Source organism: Pseudomonas sp. JS3066 (assembly GCF_036328175.1).
In the GTDB taxonomy this organism is placed as follows: Bacteria; Pseudomonadota; Gammaproteobacteria; order Pseudomonadales; family Pseudomonadaceae; genus Metapseudomonas.
The window spans coordinates 4,460,192-4,475,183 of sequence record NZ_CP143312.1 but is presented as its reverse complement, the minus strand read 5'-3'; the positions used below and the strand labels follow the sequence as shown (position 1 = coordinate 4,475,183).

Below are 14,992 nucleotides of genomic sequence, written 5' to 3'. Positions count from 1 at the left end.
GCAGTAACTTCCCCGGCTTTTAGTGCTCGATCAGCGTCGTCAATAGTGCTGGGCAAGGCGAGACGACCGGTCATATGCTCGCCGCCATGACCAGTATCCGACTCGACAAACGCGACCTCATTCTCGCCAAGGGCTCCCAGGTGATGACCCGCCGTGGCTACCACGGTACCGGCGTGCAGGAGATCGTCCAGGCCGCGGGCATTCCCAAGGGCTCCTTCTATCACTACTTCGCCAGCAAGGAAGACTTCGCCCTGCAGGCGCTGGAGTACCTCTACCTGCCGCGCCTGGATCGTTACGCACAGGCCCTGGGCAATTCGGCGCTGAGTCCGCGCCAGCGCATCCTCGGCTATTACCGCGAGCTGCTGGTGCACTTCTCCAGCCGCGAGAAACCGGAATACCACTGTTTCATCGGCAGTCTCGGCTTCGAGATGGCAGAACTCTCGCCCGCCATCGGCGAGCAGGTTGAACGCATCCTCCAGGGCTCGGTGGACATCCTCCAGGCCTGCCTGGAAGAGGCCGTGGCTGTGGGCGAGCTGTCCGCCGATGAGGACTGCGCCAACCTCGCGGCGTTCATCGCCAATGCCTGGCAGGGCGTGTTGACGCGCCTGAAGGTGGGCGGTGGCACCGTACCCATGAACGCATTCGTCGACCGTCTGGAGCTGCTGCTCCGGGCGTGATTTTTCAATGCCTTGAAACCGAGACGACCGGTCATATGGCCGGCCACAGGAGAACCCATGACCGCTCCCGTACAAGCCCTCTTCGAACCCTTCCGCCTCGGCGGCCTGGAACTGCCTACCCGCGTGGTGATGGCGCCCATGACTCGTTCTTTCTCGCCGGGCGGCGTGCCTAACGCCAAGGTGGTGGAGTACTACCGCCGCCGCGCCGCGGCCGGTGTCGGCCTGATCATCACCGAAGGCACCACCATCGGTCACAAGGCCTCCAACGGTTATCCCCATGTGCCGCGCTTCTTCGGTAACGACGCCCTGGCCGCCTGGAAGGAAGTGGTTGATGCCGTGCACGCCGAAGGCGGCCGCATCGTCCCGCAGCTCTGGCATGTGGGCAACGTACGTCGCCTGGGCACCGAACCGGACGCAAGCGTTCCCGGCTACGGCCCGACGGAAAAGGTGAAGGACGGCCAGGTGGTGGTTCATGGCATGACCAGGGACGACATCCAGGAAGTGGTTGCCGCTTACGCCCAGGCCGCGCGTGATGCCAAGGCCATCGGCATGGACGGCGTGGAAATCCATGGCGCCCACGGTTACCTGATCGACCAGTTCTTCTGGGAGGGCACCAACCAGCGCACTGACGAGTACGGCGGCAGCCTGGCCAACCGCTCGCGCTTCGCCATCGAAGTGATCCAGGCCATCCGCGCCGCCGTTGGCCCGGACTATCCAATCATCTTCCGCTACTCCCAATGGAAGCAGCAGGACTACACCGCGCGCCTGGTGCAGACCTCCGACGCCCTGGGTGAATTCCTCAAGCCGCTGTCCGATGCCGGTGTGGATATCTTCCACTGCTCGACCCGCCGCTTCTGGGAGCCGGAGTTCGAAGGCTCCGATCTCAACCTCGCCGGCTGGACCCGCCAGCTCACTGGCAAACCCACCATCACCGTCGGCAGCGTCGGGCTGGATGGCGAGTTCCTGCAGTTCATGGTCAAGACCGACAAGGTCGCCCAGCCCGCCAATATCGAAGGCCTGCTGGAGCGCCTGAACAAGGACGAGTTCGACCTGGTTGCCGTGGGCCGTGCCCTGCTGGTGGACCCGGACTGGGCGGTGAAGGTGCGCGAAGGCCGCATGCAGGACATCCTGCCGTTCAGCCGAGACGCACTGGCCAGCCTGGTGTAAGGCACTTGAGTGAAGAAGCCCCGCTAATGCGGGGCTTCTTATTTGTGGCCTTGATTCGAGTTCCCTCAAACCCTCTTTCAGTTGGGCTGACACCACATCCTCCTGCGGTCACTCTGCGCGCACCACAACAAGCGCCGGCACACCGGCCGAAGGAGTAACCCATGCGCATTGGCCTGGTAGTGGATGCCACCTGCGACCTGCCCCAGGACTTCCTCGTCACGCACCATATCCCGGTACTGCCCATCCGCATCCGGCTGGGGGAGCATTCCCTGGTGGATCGCCGCGTACCCCAGGCGACCCAAGCCTTCTACGGCGAATTGCTGCCCAAGGTCGGCCCGGCCGATCGCAGCGAGCCGCTGCAGGTGGTGGAAATGCAGGAGTGGTTCCTGGAAGAGCTTGTCACCCGCTTCGACCATGTGATCTGCCTGACGATTGCCTCCCAGCGCAGCCCGATCTTCGAGCACGCAACCCAGGCCTCCTTCGGTCTGCTCCAGCGCTATCGCGACCGTCGTTCGGCAGCTGGGGTGGCCGGGCATTTCGCGATGCGCGTGATGGATGGCGGCAACATCTTCGCCGGCACCGCAGTGCTGGCTGCCGAGGCAGCGAGGCTGATCGGTGATGGTGCCCACCCCAACGCCGTGCGTGCGCGGCTGGAACAGTTGGCAGGGCAGGTCTGTACCTTTCTCGTGCCGGACGATCTCGGCCATCTGCGCCAGCGAGGATTCCAGAAGGGCGAGCGCAGCGGGCTGCTCGACCGCCTGCGTGGCGCTGCACTGGGGCTGGGCTCGTTGCTGGATGTGAAACCGGTGATCAGCGTGCAGCAGGGTGAGGACAAACCCGTGTCGCTGGCCCCCAACTTCGACAAGGCGGCGGAGAAGCTTCTGGCCCATGCGTGCTTGCGGGTACTGGCAGGTGAGCTGCTAGCGCCCCAGCTGTGCATCAGTTATGCCGGGGAGCTGTCGCTGGTACGAGATCTGCCAGGCTTCGCCGAACTGGAAACGGCCTGTGTCGAGCGCGGGGTTGCATTGCACCTGGCGATGCTGAGCCCCACCGGGGCGATCAACCTGGGGCGTGGCGCTCTGAGTCTGGCCTACGCCGCGCCACCGGCGGCGTTTTCCTAGGCCTGCGGGGGCAGGCTACTACCAGCCGGGACTTCCAGCTCGGGGCGGCGGGCATGTGCCAGGTACTGCTCGAACTGCTGAACGATGGCTTCCCAGCCTTGGCGGCCGGCGTGCATGCGTGCGTTGAGGCGCACGCGACGCAGGCATTCCGGGTCTTCCAGCAACCAGGTGGCGGCCTCGATGAAACTGGTCGGCTCGTCCGGCAGCGCCAATGCGCCATTGTGCCCATGGCGAATGTGTTGGGCGGCCGCCGCCTGGTCGAATGCGACCACCGCCAGGCCGGAAGCCAGGGCTTCCAGCACCACATTGCCGAAGGTTTCCGACAGGCTCGGGAACAGGAACAGGTCGCCGGATGCATAGTGGCGGGCCAGCTCCTCGCCGCGTTGCACACCACAGAAGATGGCCTCCGGCAGGGCGCGTTGCAGTGCCAGGCGTTGCGGACCGTCGCCCACCACCACCAGTTTGAGGCGCAGCTGTGGATAACGTTGCTGCAGGCGCTGGAACGTTTCACCGAGCAGGCCGAGATTCTTCTCCGCTGCCAGGCGCCCAACGTGAATCACCGCGATTTCCTGTTCACCCACACCCCACTGCGCGCGCAGTTCGGGGCAGCGGCGGGCCGGGTTGAACAACTGGCCGTCTACGCCTCGCGAAAGCAGCTGCAGGCGCTCGAAGCCGCGCCGGGTGAGGTCCTGCAACTGGCTGACGCTGGGTACCAGGGTCAGTCGTGTGGCGTTGTGGAACCAGCGCAGGTAGTTGGTCAGCAAGCGGGTCAACAGGCCCGCGCCGTAATGACCGGTGTACTGCTGGAAGTTGGTGTGGAAGCCACTGACCACGGGAATCCCCAGGCGCCGTGCGGCGCGCAGGGCGGAGAAACCCAGCGGACCCTCGGTGGCGATATAGAGCACGTCCGGCTTGCGCTGGCGCCAGCGGCGCAACAACTTGTGCAGGCAGGACTGGCCCCATTGCAAGCCGGGGTATCCCGGCAGCGGCCAGCCGCGGATCAGCATCAGATCATCGTCGCTCCGGCGGCCTTGGTCGCACGACTGGCGCGGACGCACCAGCTGCAGCCGATGGCCGGCGGCGCGCAGGCCATCACAGAGGCGGCCAAGGGTATTGGCCACGCCGTTGACTTCGGGCAGGAAGGTTTCGCTGATCAGCGAGATGTACAGGGGCGCTGTGGTCATGCAACCAGTGTCGACAAGGGCCATGTAGCCCGCGTGACAACCCTGTGACGCCTCTGTGACTACCGGCCGCTGGCGGCAAGAATTTGCCGTCCAAGGGCCTGGCTGTCCCGCTCAGGAAATCCGCGAAGCTTTGATTTTCAACGCCTTGGCTCGAATGACGGAAATGGCATGGTACTTGAGTACCAACGCGCGGATCCCCTTAAAGGAGCGGCAAAGGTGTCAATCAACTCGATCGGCGGGGCTGGCGCGGGCAGCGCCTTGTCCGGCCTTGGATTCCGTAACAGCAAATCTTCAAAGGAGAGTGAGGATCCCTTTGGGATCAACACTAGGGAGGAGCCTCGACGCACTGCGTCTCCCGGCTCGGAGCGCGACTACCGGGCCTGGCAGGCAACCGAGGAGGGCTTTGCCCGAATGCGGGTGGAGCTGCAGAACTCCGCTGGGAAGTTGCAAATGAGCAACAAGGACCTGCCGGCCGACCTGGGGTTGGGTGGCAAGACTGCGGTGGAGAAATTCCAGGAGTACATGGACAAGTCACCGGCCGAGAAGATGCGCGACGCCATCCTCGCGGAGATGGGGCTGACCCAGGAAGAACTCGACGCCATGCCGCCGGAGCAGCAGGAGGCGGTGGAGAAGGAAATCGCCGAGCGCTTCCAGCAGAAGATGGAGATGCAGGCCAAGGAAGCGGAGGAGGAGCGTCAAGCGAGGGAGAATCCGATCAATATTCAGGCATGATCAGCAGCGTGCGCATGGCAGGCCCCGATGTGACCGGGGCCCGCCGCTCGTGCGGCCGGACGGTTCAGCGAACCAACTGGCCGGATTGTTTCTGCAGGGCCAGGTCGCCCTGCTCGCGTACCCAGAACAGCGTGGCGCCGGCCACGGCAGCCGGCATCATCAGGATGTTCACGAAGGGAATCATCAGCGCCAGGTAGGTGATGCCGCCAAAACCCAGGCTCTGCCAGCGCTTCTCGTGCAGCCAGGCGAGCATCTCGTTCCAGCCCAGCTTGTGGTTGTCCGCCGGGTAGTCGATGTACTGCACCGCCATCATCCAGATACCGAAAACGATCCACAGCGGGGCGGCCAGCAGGTTCACCCCCGGAACGAAGGACAGGATCAGCAGGGCTCCGGCACGCGGGAGGAAGTAGGCCAGCTTGCGCAGCTCGCGGCCCACGGTGCGCGGGATCATCGCCATCAGCTCGGCCCAACTGAAGGCCGGGAAGTCGTCCTGGCCACGAACCACCACTTCCACCTTTTCCGCGAGGAAGCCGTTGAACGGCGCGGCGATGATGTTGGCCAGCATGGTGAAGCTGAAGAACACCATGACCAGCACCAGAAGCACGAAGAGGGGCCAGATCAGGTACTGGAGGAAGCTCAGCCAGTCTGGAAGGCTGGGCATGAAGGCATCGACCCAGCCGCTGAATTCCCCTATCGCGAAGCCGATCAAGGCAGCGAACAGCAGCAGATTCACGGTCAGCGGCAGCAGGACGAACAGGCGCAGTCCGGGGCTCAGGACCAGCTTCAGTCCTTCGCCCAGGTATTGCGGCCCGGATAGTGCGGGTGCAGGCATGGTGGTTCCCCAAGGTTGCAAACGCGCCGACCTTAACGGCTTTGCCGGCGCCGTGGAAAGCCTGGAAAAGGCTCGGAACAAATTTGATCGCGGTTGCGCCAATAGGTGCGTCCTATGGCCGGGATTGAGAGCGGGTATTTCCGCTATCGAAGGGGCCTTAGTAACCTTGCGCCCATTCCTGGCCGATCGTTGACGGCCAGACCTGGTTCAACGGGGCCACTGCATCCAAAGCCTTCCCCAAGTGCCGCAGTGGCCCCTTTTTATGCCCAGCAGGGCGGGAGTCAGTCATGTCCGAAGTACGCCATTCGCGGGTCATCATCCTCGGTTCCGGCCCTGCCGGTTACTCCGCGGCTGTCTACGCCGCCCGTGCCAACCTCAAGCCGCTGCTGATCACCGGCATGCAGGCGGGCGGGCAACTGACCACCACCACAGAGGTCGACAACTGGCCTGGCGACCCCCATGGCCTGACCGGCCCGGCGCTGATGCAGCGCATGCAGGAACATGCCGAGCGTTTCGAGACCGAGATCGTCTTCGACCACATCAACGCTGTGGACCTGGCCGGCAAGCCCTTCACCCTGGTTGGGGATAGCGGCACGTACACCTGTGATGCGCTGATCATCGCCACCGGGGCCAGTGCCCGTTACCTGGGGCTGCCTTCGGAAGAAGCATTCATGGGCAAGGGCGTATCTGCTTGCGCCACCTGCGACGGTTTCTTCTACCGCAATCGCGAAGTAGCGGTGGTGGGCGGTGGCAATACCGCTGTGGAAGAGGCGCTGTACCTGGCCAACATCGCCAGCAAGGTGACCCTGGTGCATCGCCGCGAGACCTTCCGTGCCGAGAAGATTCTCCAGGACAAGCTGAAAGCGCGCATCGCCGAAGGCAAGATCGAGCTCAGGCTGAATGCCGAAGTGGACGAAGTGCTGGGCGACGACATGGGCGTCACCGGCGTGCGCCTCAAGCGCAACGATGGCGGCACTGACGAGCTGAAGGTAGACGGATTGTTCGTCGCCATCGGCCATACCCCGAACACCTCGCTGTTCGAAGGCCAATTGGCGCTCAAGGACGGCTATCTGGTGGTCAATGGCGGTCGTGACGGAAACGCCACCGCCACTAGTATCCCCGGTGTGTTCGCCGCTGGCGACGTGGCCGACCACGTCTATCGCCAGGCCATCACCTCGGCCGGCGCGGGCTGCATGGCCGCCCTGGACGTCGAGCGCTACCTCGACGCGCACTAAGTTTCAGCCTGATGAGGAAAAGCCCCGCCAATGCGGGGCTTTTCTTTTGTGTCAGGCCAACTTTTCTTTCACGGTGTCAAGCTGCAGATGAGCTTCAGGATGGTTTGGGCCTGGCCAGTGTGAGTCACCCCTCGCCCTTTGGGAGAGGAGCGGGGGGAGAGGGAAGCGTCAGGTCGGCTGGGTGTCCAGCGTGGCAGCCCTTCGGCCTACCTGGCGAATGAATTCGCCCCTACGGAGAAGCGCGCAACCCTGACCCGGATCTGCCTTGCAGGGGCGGGCACCGCTCCGCTACGGATCAAACCCAGGTATTCAGCGACAGGGTCCGCGCGCTCATGCGCTGGTACAGGCCCTGGGCTTCCAGCAGCAGGGATTGCCGGTCCACGGTCAATTCGATCGCCTTGCGGCCTTCCGCCTCGCAGCGATACAGGCTTTGCTGGGGTTGCTGGCGAAGGCAGTGGTAGCGCATGCGGCGGGCTTCCACGCGCATGCTCGACAGGTCGATGTAGGCAACGTGCAATTGTTCGCTCTGGCCCGTTCCCAGGTCGCAGCGATGCAGCGCCGGCGTGTGGGTGAAGGGTGTGCCGGAGAGCATCACCAGCTGGCATTGGTCGAGGTCGCGGCGGTGCTGGCCATCGAGCATCCAGCGGCCGCGGATGTCACGGCTCAGGCGCAGGCTGCGAGATCCCAGGTTCTCCACCTTCAGCCAGAGATGGCGAAAGCGCCAGCGCGGGTCGCTGTCCAGCACATAGGCGGCGGCGATGCTTTGGCCATTGCGGTTCTGGATCAGGTGGCTGCTGGCATGGATACCGGTTTCATCCGTGGACAGGCGCAGGCTTTCCACGCCGGGCGTCGTCAGGGGCTTCCATACGAGGGATTGCTGCATCCGTGCGCTCCGGCAGAGAGAGTGGTGCTGTTCCTGTGGGGATTCCGGTAGCTCCACAGCTATCTGATGAGAATCCTACGCGTTTGAGTGGCGAATTGATGTCAGCCATTGCTGACAGAGAACGGAAGCTAAAGCGTAAGAAAGCCGCCCCGGAAGGGGCGGCGGGGGGAGTCAGGCCTTGCGTTGCAGCGACTGGCGCTCGAAGCGCACACCCGCCAGGCCGGTATTCATCAAAGCGCGGATATTGCCGTGGTCAGTGCCTTCCGGGGTGGCCAGCACTGCGCGGTAGTGCTCGCCGAAAGCCAGCAGGGTTTCTTCCAGGCTGAAACCTTCCAGCAGCGCAAGGCCAAGGGTCTTGCAGGAGCCTTCGTTCTGGCCGGAGGCGTTTTCCACCGCGCCGTTGGTGAAGGCGCTCTGCTGGTAGTCGTAACCATCGGCGATGAACGCCAGGGTGTCGGCGAAGACGTGCTGGTCGCTATGCAGGCGGGCGCGGAAGTCGTTCAAATTGGTCATTCTTTGTTCGCTTTGTTGAAGGCCGTTTGCTGCTCGGCGCTGGCTTCTTTCTGGTACTTGGCTTTCCAGTCGGCGTAGGGCATGCCGTAGATCTCTTCGCGTGCCTGGTCCGGAGTGACCTCCAGGCCCAGATCGTCGGCGGCGGCCTTGTACCACTTCGACAGGCAGTTGCGACAGAAGCCGGCGAGGTTCATCAGGTCGATGTTCTGTACATCGGGGCGGCTACGCAGGTGTTGCACCAGACTGCGGAAGGCGGCGGCCTCAAGTTCAAGGCGTTCTTGCTCGGTCATGGCAGGATTCTCCTGGGGCTTTCGGGAGGGAGTGGCCGGCATGATAAGAGCCCTCCGTGGCACCGGCAAACAGGTCCGATCAAAGACTCATCTATGGCTGGACAGGGTGATCGATACCGACTCGGCGAAGCGCAACGCATGGGGCTTATCCACCTCCACCTCGGCATAGCGCACGCTCGGGTTGGCCATCACCAGGTCGAGGATTTCCTGGGTCAGGCGCTCCAGCAAGGCGAAGCGGTTTTCCTCGACGTGGCGGATGATCGCCTTGGTAATGGTGCGGTAGTTCAGCGCGTGGTCGATGTCGTTGTCGCGCACTGCCTCGGCAGCCGGGTAGAGGATGGTGAGATTGATCAGCACATCCTGCTTGTTGAGGATTTCCTCCTCCTTGATTCCGATGAAGGTGCGCAGGCGCAGGTCCTTGACGCGAATTCGCGCCATTCCGGGCTCCAGTCTCGGCATTCTCTAGTTGCTCCGTCCGATCAGTTTCAGGAATTCGTGGCGGGTATTCTGGGACTCCCTGAAGGCGCCCAGCATCACTGAGGTGCTCATCACCGAGTTCTGCTTTTCCACGCCGCGCATCATCATGCACATGTGCTGGGCTTCGATCACCACCGCGACGCCGGCGGCACCAGTCACCTGCTGCACCGCTTCGGCGATCTGGCGGGTGAGGTTCTCCTGGATCTGCAGCCTGCGCGCGAACATGTCGACGATGCGCGCGACCTTCGACAGCCCCAGCACCTTGCCGGTGGGAATGTACGCCACATGGGCCTTGCCGATGAAGGGCAGCAGGTGGTGTTCGCAGAGGGAATAAAGCTCGATGTCCTTGACCGTCACCATCTCGTCGTTGTTCGAGGCGAAGAGGGCACCGTTGACGATTTCGTCCAGGCTCTGTTCATAGCCGTGACACAGGTAGCGCATGGCCTTGGCCGCGCGCTTGGGCGTATCGCGCAGGCCTTCACGGTCCGGGTCTTCGCCCAGGCCAAGCAGGATTTCCCGATAGTGCCGGTTCAGTTCATCGCTCATGGTGGCAGTCCTTGTGGCGCCTACTTGAGGTGGCGGCCGCCGTTCAGGGTCAGGGTCGTTCCGGTGACGTAGGAGTTGTCCAGGAGGTAACGCAGGCCCTGGTAGACGACCTGCGGGCCGGGCTCGATGCCCAGCGCCGACTTGGCCAGGGTCTTCTTGCGGTAAGCGTCATCGTCATCGGCATTGAACATCACCAGTGCTGGAGCAATGCCGTTGACCTTGATGTGCGGGGCAAAGCGCGCGGCGAAGGACAGTGTCAGATTGTCCAGCCCGGCCTTGCTGGCGCAGTAGGCGATACGCTTTTCGCTGCCACGGCGCGCCACGTCGTCACTGAGGTGGATGATGTCGGCCGGGCTGCTGCGGCGCAGCAGTTCCTCGCACTGCAGGTTGATCAGGTAGGGCGCCAGCATGTGCACGCTGAACATCCGCTGGAAGGCCTCGGCCTCATGGCCGGGCGCTTCCGTGAGCCAGTCCGAGGCGTTGTGGATGATGGCGCGCAGGCTGTTGGTGCAGGCTTTGAGCGAGTCGATGAAGGCAAGGATCCCGACTTCGCTGGCGAAGTCCGCCTGCAGCGTCACGGCACCGCGTTGGCGCAGGTGCCGGACGCCGTCACGTTCGGTGCGGTAGCTGATGATCACCGGCTGGCCGTCGTCCAGCAGGCGCTCGGCGCAGTAGAGGCCAATGCGCTGGCTGGCGCCGGTGATCAGGATGGGGGCGGTGGGGCGGCTCATTTACGCCTCGAAATCTGAGGACTATGGCCGGCCACGTTATACCAGGGGTGGGGCTTGTACAAATTTCCAGAAGAGCGGGCTCAGCGTGGTTGCACCGCCGCCGCACCGCGTGCCATGGATTCCCGACCGCCTTGCAGCCACGGGGCCAGCAGGCGGGTGGAGAGCGGGATGAACCAATAAGTCATGAGTGGCGTCAGCGCCAGGGTGCTGATCAGGATCCGCAGGGCCAGCGGCAGGTCACCCAGCGCGCCTTCGAACAGCAGGTTGAAGGCCAGGGATACCGGGAAGAAGGCCAGCCAGATGGCCACGCTCTGCTTCCAGCGGGGCGGGCGCTGTTCGGCCTTGCCGAACCAGGCATCCAGGCCCAGGGCGCGATGTTCTTGGGGTTGCTCGAACAAGCCGGTGCCGCGTTCCAGCCAGGCGCGACGCGAAGCGGAGTGCTCCCAGGCTGTCATGGTCGGCTCGTCGGTGAAGCGGAAGATCATCTGGAATTCGTCGTCATCCGGCGGCGGCGCCAGTACGCCCGAACCGAGATAGCCGGGAAAGTCGGCGGCCAGTTGCTCGCCTTCGCGCAGCCAGGCCATGAAGTCGTGGTAGCGCTCGCGGGCGACGCGGCGGGCCACCATCAGGGTGACGGGATCGGCAGACATCGTGTATCTCCTTGCAACCGGGTGCCCGCCCGGGTAGGGCTGTGGCACATCACGCAGCGCCGGGGTGGTGGGCTGCGCAAAAAAAGAGGCAAGGATTATTCCGTTTTTTCAACAAAGCGCCAGCGTGAAGGATGACTGGCGGGTCGTAGCGCGCTTTCCGTGGCCTGCGGCCAATTGGAATCCCCGCCGCAAGGTTTAAACTGCGTGAATCTTTCCCCTGACGATTGCCTGCCATGACCGAATCCGGTGCATCCCTCGCATCCCGCGCCCTGAAACAGGAAGAACTCTTCCCGATTCGGGAAGTTTCGCGCCTGACGGGCGTTAACCCGGTCACCCTGCGGGCCTGGGAACGGCGCTACGGGCTGATCCAGCCGACGCGCACCGACAGCGGTCACCGCCTCTATTCAATGGCGGATGTCGAGGCGGTGCGCAGCATCCTCGCCTGGATCGAGCGCGGCGTCTCGGTGAGCAAGGTGGGCAAGCTGCTGGCCCGTAGCCACGCGGCGAAGGTGCCGGTGGCGCCGGTTCACCACGAAGCGGCCGCAGGGGAGTGGAGCGAGCGGCGCGCCCAGGTGCACAAGGCCTTGTCCACCCTGGACGAGGCGGAGCTGGAACGGGTCTACGGCCAGGTGTTCTCCACCTATCCCCTGCATGTGGCTTTCGCCGATGTGCTGATGCCGGTCTGGCAGGCACTGTTGCTGCGCCAGGATGAGTTCGGCCGTGGCAGCGAGTGGGTCTTTTTCGACAGCTTTCTCCGCGCCCGCGTCCTGCAGCGTCTGCAACTGGCCCGCAGTGGCCAACAGCAGCGCGTGCTGCTGGCGCCGTTGCCAGGGCAGGGGCGTGAACTGGAGCTGCTGGTGGCCGGCCTGTTGCTTGGCAGCAGCGAGGTGGCCGTCAGCGTGCTTGGCCTGGGCCAGCCGCTGGCCGAGCTGGAGATGGTTTGCGGCAAGCTGCAGCCCCAGGCCATGGTGCTGTTCTCCAACCAGCCGCCGGACGATGACCTTGGCCAGCAACTCACCCGGCTGGCCCAGGGCCTGGACTGTCCTCTGGCCCTGGCCGGCGATACCTCCGACCTGATGAGCGAGGAGCTCGACGGCACGCCCGTCGCCTGCCTCGGCAGCGAGGGACGACTGATGCAGCGGCGCCTGCGGCAGTTCCTTTCCGGTCACCTGGATACCTGAAGCTGCTTTCGCCCGTCTTTCGCCGAATTCATCGAGGCTAAGGCTGCTGGCCGGCTAGCGGCCCGACACGCTGCGCTTCAAGCGACCGTTCGGCAGGAAGAGTCCAGCAACCCCTTGCTGGCGTGCTGATCAAATTCTATACAATAACTTGTACATAAATTTGTTTTGTACAGATTTTGTCTGCGCTACCGGTGGCCGATTTGTTCACCCTTCTTGGGCTACCGGTTTTTTTCAGCCTTTCAAGGCCGCCAGCTCGGCCTTGAGGCTGGCCAACTCCGCTTCCAGTTCACGCACCCGCTGACGAGCTTCCACCTGTTCGGTGACATCTTTCTGGATGCCGATGAAGTAGGTGAGTTGGTCGGACTCGTTCAGAACCGGGGTAATCGACAGCTCGTTCCAGAAGGGACTGCCGTCCTTGCGGTAGTTACGTAGGATCTGCCGGCTCGGCTGGCCATTGCGGATCGCCTGGCGAATGGCGGCCAGGCCCAGCTGGTTGCGGTCCTTGCCCTGGAGGAAACGACAGTCCTGATAAAGGATTTCGTCGCGGGAGTAACCGGTCAGGCGTTCGAAGGCGGCATTGGCATAAATCAGGATATTGTCTTCGCCTTCCTGCTCGGCGACCACGATGCCATCGTTGGAGGCGTCTATTACCAGTTGCAGCAGCTTGGCATTGATCATTTTTTCGGCTCGTTCGACCTGACCGGAAGCAGTCTAAGGCATCCTGCGCCCGCTGCCAGTTGCGGCATAATGCGCGGCATTTCGCCCCAGACTCGGAGTACCCATGAAAGTCGCCATCCTGTCCGGCTCGGTCTACGGCACCGCCGAAGAAGTCGCCCGTCACGCAGAAAAGCTGTTCAAGGCCGCCGGCCTCGACGCTCACTACTTGCCGCGGGTGAGCCTGGACGACCTGATCGCCTTCGACCCCGAGGCGCTGCTTACTGTGACCGCCACCACGGGCATGGGCGAACTGCCGGACAACTTGCTGCCCCTCTACACCGAGCTGCGCGACCGCCTGCCCAACTGGCGTGGCCGCGCTGGCGCCATCCTCGCCCTGGGCGATTCCAGCTACGACCTGTTCTGCGGCGGCGGCGAGATGATGCGCGAACTCTATGCCGAACTGGGCCTGCGTGAAGTGGTGGAGATGCAGCGCCTGGATGCCAGCGAAACCGTCACGCCGGAACTGGATGCCGAGCCCTGGCTGAACAGTGTCGTCGTTGCGCTGAAAGCCTGATGCATCCGCGCGCTGAACAGCTGATCCGCGAACTGCAACTGCTGCCGCACCCGGAGGGAGGTTTCTACCGCCGGGTGTTCGAGTCGGCCATCACCCTGCCAGGTGGCCGAGCGGCATCGTCAGCCATTTTCTTCCTGTTGCCGCAGGGCGGCGTGAGCCGCTGGCACCGGGTGGATGCCGACGAGATCTGGCACTTCTATGAAGGCGAACCGCTGGAACTGCTGGTTGCCGATTCTCCGGAAGAGGTTCGCCGGGAAATCCTCGGCCCGGTCGCGGAGGGCAGCCTGCCCCAGTGTTCCGTACCCGCCCACGCCTGGCAGGCCGCCCGCGCCCTCGGCGCCTATACCCTGGTGGGCTGCAATGTGGCGCCAGGCTTCGAGTTCGCCGGCTTCCGCCTGCTGGCAGACGATCCGCAGGCGCAGCAGGACTGGCCGTTGCTGGATCGCGAACTGCTCTGAACCTGCCTTGCTTGTGCTGTGGAAGATTCCCTGTCAGTCAGCCGCAGCGTACCCGCAGGTTGGTCCGAGCCCACGAGGCCCAACGCGGCAAGGCACAGGAGCCGCAGCGTTGGGTTTCGCTGCGCTCTACGCCAACCTACGAAAAACTCCGCGCCCTATAAGGTTTCGTCTCGCCCCAGCGGCGAATATTCCCGCAACAGCTCCAGCCACGCCTGTGCGGCCCGTGACAGGTAGGCGCCGCGTCGCCAGACGAAGGCGATGTCCCAGCGCAGGTCCGGTTCGCGCAGCGGAACCAGGCGCAGGCCAGGACGTTGCAGCGGGCGGGCGACGATGCGCGGAAGCAGCACCACACCCTGACCAGCAGCCACCAGCGCGGCGAGGAAATCTGCCTGGCCACTTCGGCCCACTTCGCGCGGAGTGAAGCCGGCCTGGCGGCAGGCCAGCAGCAATCGGTCATTGAGGGTGAAGCTCTGCTGGTAGAGCAGGAACGGCGAGTCGGCCAATTGCGCAAGGGCAAGGCTTGTCTCGCCTACCAGCGGATGGCTCTCGGGTACGAGGACATCCAGTGGTTCGTTGCAGAAGGGCTGGTACTCCAGCACCGGATCGCTGGGCGTCAGGCTGCCAGCCAGTTCGAGTTCCCCCTGCAGCAGCGCCTCTTCCATCAGCTTGCTGCCGCCTTCCTGCAAGCGCACCACGATGTTCGGGTAGCGCCGTCGGTATTCGGCGAACAATTCGGCGAACAGCACTTCACCGCCCAGCAGCGGCAACCCCAGGCGCAGTTCACCCCGGCGCAGGTGGCTGAGGTCATCCAGCTCGCTATGCAGGTCCTGGCGCTGGCGCAGCATGTCTTCGGCGTGGCGCAGCACCACGGCTCCGGCGTCGGTCAGGCGCAGATGCGGGCCACTTCGCTCCAGCAACTGTACGCCCAGCCGCTGTTCAAGCTGGGCCACCTGTTTGCTGACGGTGGATTGGGTGGCATGCAGGGTTTTGCCGGCCTGGGTGAAGCCGCCCTGACGGACGACCTCTACGAAGCTGCGTAACTGGCGGAATTCCATGGCTATTCCAATATCGAATGGCTGCAAGT

At 63.8% G+C, this 14,992-nt stretch carries 19 protein-coding genes; 8 read left to right on the top strand and 11 right to left on the bottom strand.

Annotated elements, in window-relative coordinates; genetic code table 11:
* Positions 1 to 86: 86 nt before the first annotated feature.
* The 3 genes from SA496_RS21155 to SA496_RS21145 all read left to right on the top strand — a co-directional run bounded on the left by SA496_RS21155 (position 87) and on the right by SA496_RS21145 (position 2,965).
* Positions 87 to 677, top strand: coding sequence for a TetR/AcrR family transcriptional regulator (locus SA496_RS21155; protein ID WP_256660919.1), 591 nt, complete (start codon positions 87 to 89; stop codon positions 675 to 677).
* Positions 678 to 734: 57 nt separating this feature from the next.
* On the top strand, positions 735 to 1,844 hold the full coding sequence (locus SA496_RS21150; RefSeq protein ID WP_120654665.1) for an NADH:flavin oxidoreductase: 1,110 nt from the start codon (positions 735 to 737) through the stop codon (positions 1,842 to 1,844).
* Between the two features lie 161 nt (positions 1,845 to 2,005).
* A complete protein-coding gene (locus tag SA496_RS21145) occupies positions 2,006 to 2,965 on the top strand; it encodes a DegV family protein (RefSeq protein WP_153918541.1) in 960 nt (319 codons plus the stop codon).
* Here SA496_RS21145 and SA496_RS21140 read toward each other — a convergent pair.
* Positions 2,962 to 4,173: a glycosyltransferase family 4 protein gene (locus tag SA496_RS21140; RefSeq protein WP_120654667.1), complete on the bottom strand. Its 1,212-nt coding sequence runs from the start codon at positions 4,171 to 4,173 to the stop codon at positions 2,962 to 2,964. The two genes, SA496_RS21145 and SA496_RS21140, sit on opposite strands and share 4 nt — an antisense overlap.
* 426 nt (positions 4,174 to 4,599) lie before the next feature.
* Between SA496_RS21140 and SA496_RS21135 the strand changes: the two genes are divergently transcribed.
* The gene (locus SA496_RS21135; RefSeq protein ID WP_174235592.1) at positions 4,600 to 4,881 is read left to right on the top strand and encodes a hypothetical protein; all 282 of its coding nucleotides are present in this window, start codon (positions 4,600 to 4,602) and stop codon (positions 4,879 to 4,881) included.
* A gap of 64 nt (positions 4,882 to 4,945) precedes the next feature.
* Here SA496_RS21135 and cysZ read toward each other — a convergent pair whose 3' ends face one another.
* A complete protein-coding gene (cysZ, locus tag SA496_RS21130) occupies positions 4,946 to 5,713 on the bottom strand; it encodes a sulfate transporter CysZ (protein WP_330114412.1) in 768 nt (255 codons plus the stop codon).
* A gap of 287 nt (positions 5,714 to 6,000) precedes the next feature.
* Between cysZ and trxB the strand changes: the two genes are divergently transcribed.
* Complete coding sequence (gene trxB, locus SA496_RS21125; protein WP_330114411.1) at positions 6,001 to 6,948, top strand: thioredoxin-disulfide reductase; 948 nt, start codon at positions 6,001 to 6,003, stop codon at positions 6,946 to 6,948.
* A gap of 295 nt (positions 6,949 to 7,243) precedes the next feature.
* Here the strand turns inward: trxB and SA496_RS21120 are convergent, their stop codons facing one another.
* The 7 genes from SA496_RS21120 to SA496_RS21090 all read right to left on the bottom strand — a co-directional run bounded on the left by SA496_RS21120 (position 7,244) and on the right by SA496_RS21090 (position 11,038).
* Positions 7,244 to 7,831, bottom strand: a complete 588-nt coding sequence (locus SA496_RS21120) for a putative glycolipid-binding domain-containing protein (RefSeq protein WP_120654670.1) — start codon at positions 7,829 to 7,831, stop codon at positions 7,244 to 7,246.
* A 171-nt stretch (positions 7,832 to 8,002) separates the two neighbouring features.
* The gene (locus SA496_RS21115) at positions 8,003 to 8,344 is read right to left on the bottom strand and encodes a HopJ type III effector protein (RefSeq protein ID WP_120654671.1); all 342 of its coding nucleotides are present in this window, start codon (positions 8,342 to 8,344) and stop codon (positions 8,003 to 8,005) included.
* On the bottom strand, positions 8,341 to 8,634 hold the full coding sequence (locus tag SA496_RS21110) for a DUF1244 domain-containing protein (protein WP_120654672.1): 294 nt from the start codon (positions 8,632 to 8,634) through the stop codon (positions 8,341 to 8,343). Before SA496_RS21110 ends, SA496_RS21115 begins: the two co-directional genes overlap by 4 nt.
* Before the next feature lie 87 nt (positions 8,635 to 8,721).
* Positions 8,722 to 9,093, bottom strand: coding sequence for a dihydroneopterin triphosphate 2'-epimerase (gene folX / locus SA496_RS21105; RefSeq protein ID WP_120654673.1), 372 nt, complete (start codon positions 9,091 to 9,093; stop codon positions 8,722 to 8,724).
* Between the two features lie 3 nt (positions 9,094 to 9,096).
* A complete protein-coding gene (folE, locus tag SA496_RS21100; RefSeq protein WP_120654674.1) occupies positions 9,097 to 9,657 on the bottom strand; it encodes a GTP cyclohydrolase I FolE in 561 nt (186 codons plus the stop codon).
* 20 nt (positions 9,658 to 9,677) lie between these two features.
* Entirely contained in the window at positions 9,678 to 10,388 is a 711-nt protein-coding gene (gene folM / locus SA496_RS21095) for a dihydromonapterin reductase (protein ID WP_120654675.1), read from the bottom strand.
* Positions 10,389 to 10,468: 80 nt separating this feature from the next.
* Positions 10,469 to 11,038 (bottom strand): antibiotic biosynthesis monooxygenase, encoded by a 570-nt coding sequence (locus SA496_RS21090; RefSeq protein WP_120654676.1) that lies wholly within the window; start codon positions 11,036 to 11,038, stop codon positions 10,469 to 10,471.
* Between the two features lie 233 nt (positions 11,039 to 11,271).
* Here SA496_RS21090 and SA496_RS21085 point away from each other — a divergent pair, with 233 nt between their 5' ends.
* A complete protein-coding gene (locus tag SA496_RS21085) occupies positions 11,272 to 12,219 on the top strand; it encodes a MerR family transcriptional regulator (protein ID WP_120654677.1) in 948 nt (315 codons plus the stop codon).
* Between the two features lie 231 nt (positions 12,220 to 12,450).
* On the opposite strand, the gene SA496_RS21080 is transcribed toward SA496_RS21085, so the two are convergent.
* Positions 12,451 to 12,897 carry a PAS domain-containing protein gene (locus SA496_RS21080; protein ID WP_120654678.1) on the bottom strand — a complete coding sequence of 149 codons (447 nt, stop codon included), beginning with the start codon at positions 12,895 to 12,897 and terminating at the stop codon, positions 12,451 to 12,453.
* A gap of 103 nt (positions 12,898 to 13,000) precedes the next feature.
* On the opposite strand from SA496_RS21080, the gene SA496_RS21075 reads away from it, so the two are divergent.
* Both SA496_RS21075 and SA496_RS21070 read left to right on the top strand, forming a co-directional pair.
* On the top strand, positions 13,001 to 13,450 hold the full coding sequence (locus SA496_RS21075; RefSeq protein WP_330114410.1) for a flavodoxin: 450 nt from the start codon (positions 13,001 to 13,003) through the stop codon (positions 13,448 to 13,450).
* A complete protein-coding gene (locus tag SA496_RS21070) occupies positions 13,450 to 13,908 on the top strand; it encodes a cupin domain-containing protein (protein WP_330114409.1) in 459 nt (152 codons plus the stop codon). Before SA496_RS21075 ends, SA496_RS21070 begins: the two co-directional genes overlap by 1 nt.
* A gap of 155 nt (positions 13,909 to 14,063) precedes the next feature.
* Here SA496_RS21070 and SA496_RS21065 read toward each other — a convergent pair whose 3' ends face one another.
* A complete protein-coding gene (locus SA496_RS21065; RefSeq protein WP_153918547.1) occupies positions 14,064 to 14,963 on the bottom strand; it encodes a LysR family transcriptional regulator in 900 nt (299 codons plus the stop codon).
* Positions 14,964 to 14,992: the final 29 nt, after the last annotated feature.

Coding starts and splice junctions, on each gene's coding strand:
- SA496_RS21140 (WP_120654667.1), bottom strand. CDS start 4,173: ATGGCCCTTGTCGACACTGGTTGCATGACCACAGCGCCCCTGTACATC.
- folM (WP_120654675.1), bottom strand. CDS start 10,388: ATGAGCCGCCCCACCGCCCCCATCCTGATCACCGGCGCCAGCCAGCGC.
- folE (WP_120654674.1), bottom strand. CDS start 9,657: ATGAGCGATGAACTGAACCGGCACTATCGGGAAATCCTGCTTGGCCTG.
- SA496_RS21065 (WP_153918547.1), bottom strand. CDS start 14,963: ATGGAATTCCGCCAGTTACGCAGCTTCGTAGAGGTCGTCCGTCAGGGC.
- SA496_RS21075 (WP_330114410.1), top strand. CDS start 13,001: ATGAAAGTCGCCATCCTGTCCGGCTCGGTCTACGGCACCGCCGAAGAA.
- SA496_RS21070 (WP_330114409.1), top strand. CDS start 13,450: ATGCATCCGCGCGCTGAACAGCTGATCCGCGAACTGCAACTGCTGCCG.
- SA496_RS21150 (WP_120654665.1), top strand. CDS start 735: ATGACCGCTCCCGTACAAGCCCTCTTCGAACCCTTCCGCCTCGGCGGC.
- SA496_RS21090 (WP_120654676.1), bottom strand. CDS start 11,038: ATGTCTGCCGATCCCGTCACCCTGATGGTGGCCCGCCGCGTCGCCCGC.
- cysZ (WP_330114412.1), bottom strand. CDS start 5,713: ATGCCTGCACCCGCACTATCCGGGCCGCAATACCTGGGCGAAGGACTG.
- trxB (WP_330114411.1), top strand. CDS start 6,001: ATGTCCGAAGTACGCCATTCGCGGGTCATCATCCTCGGTTCCGGCCCT.
- SA496_RS21145 (WP_153918541.1), top strand. CDS start 2,006: ATGCGCATTGGCCTGGTAGTGGATGCCACCTGCGACCTGCCCCAGGAC.
- SA496_RS21115 (WP_120654671.1), bottom strand. CDS start 8,344: ATGACCAATTTGAACGACTTCCGCGCCCGCCTGCATAGCGACCAGCAC.
- SA496_RS21080 (WP_120654678.1), bottom strand. CDS start 12,897: ATGATCAATGCCAAGCTGCTGCAACTGGTAATAGACGCCTCCAACGAT.
- SA496_RS21135 (WP_174235592.1), top strand. CDS start 4,600: ATGAGCAACAAGGACCTGCCGGCCGACCTGGGGTTGGGTGGCAAGACT.
- SA496_RS21085 (WP_120654677.1), top strand. CDS start 11,272: ATGACCGAATCCGGTGCATCCCTCGCATCCCGCGCCCTGAAACAGGAA.
- SA496_RS21120 (WP_120654670.1), bottom strand. CDS start 7,831: ATGCAGCAATCCCTCGTATGGAAGCCCCTGACGACGCCCGGCGTGGAA.
- SA496_RS21110 (WP_120654672.1), bottom strand. CDS start 8,634: ATGACCGAGCAAGAACGCCTTGAACTTGAGGCCGCCGCCTTCCGCAGT.
- folX (WP_120654673.1), bottom strand. CDS start 9,093: ATGCCGAGACTGGAGCCCGGAATGGCGCGAATTCGCGTCAAGGACCTG.
- SA496_RS21155 (WP_256660919.1), top strand. CDS start 87: ATGACCAGTATCCGACTCGACAAACGCGACCTCATTCTCGCCAAGGGC.